The following is a 306-nucleotide window of genomic DNA, read 5'->3' as shown; positions in this document are numbered from 1 at the left end:
TTTTGAAAGCACTTTAACAAATTATCCTCGCAGTGCTAAAAATATTGGTCGAGGTTTGGTTTTTGCGTTCCGAACTCCGCCCGAATATACTTCGATTTTAAAAGATGCGGGCTTTAATATTTTGAGTGTGGCGAATAATCATTCTTTTGATTTTTTTGAGGCGGGGTTTGGTGATACGATTTGCAATATTAATAAAATGGGAATGGAGGCGGGCGGACGCAAGGGTGGAATTGTTTTCCCTGAAGTGGAAGGGGGGAAGTTTGCTTTTTTTGGGGTTTGTTATTTTTCCGTTCATAATAATATGTT

General features: G+C 38.9%; 1 protein-coding gene. It reads left to right on the top strand.

The genetic code is table 11. From position 1 onward, the window contains the following. Positions 1-306: CapA family protein (locus M595_RS28810; protein WP_023070078.1), on the top strand; the 306-nt coding region annotated here is incomplete at both ends.

The organism is Lyngbya aestuarii BL J (assembly GCF_000478195.2).
GTDB lineage: Bacteria > Cyanobacteriota > Cyanobacteriia > Cyanobacteriales > Microcoleaceae > Capilliphycus > Capilliphycus aestuarii.
The sequence above is the reverse complement of the archived record's forward strand: the minus strand, read 5'-3'. Positions and strand labels throughout refer to the sequence as shown.